Raw genomic sequence first — 215 nt, forward strand, 5'->3', positions numbered from 1 at the left:
TAGAAATGTTACCGCTCGACTTGCATGTGTTAGGCCTGCCGCCAGCGTTCAATCTGAGCCATGATCAAACTCTTCAATTAAAAGTTTTTTCTGTCCCGAAGGACATGCTCAATGAATTCTGATTTTGATATCTTTCGATATCGAATTGACTGTGCTGAATAAATTTCTTTATTCCGTTGGTCACTCACTTTCCATTTAAGGAAAAAACATTGAGA

1 rRNA gene is annotated in these 215 nt (G+C 38.1%); it reads right to left on the reverse strand.

The features are described 5' to 3' along the window. Window positions 1-80, reverse strand: a 16S ribosomal RNA gene (locus C2M34_RS06290); the annotation flags it as partial. Window positions 81-215: the final 135 nt, after the last annotated feature.

The organism is Pseudoalteromonas sp. T1lg88, from assembly GCF_002964765.1.
In the GTDB taxonomy this organism is placed as follows: Bacteria; Pseudomonadota; Gammaproteobacteria; order Enterobacterales; family Alteromonadaceae; genus Pseudoalteromonas.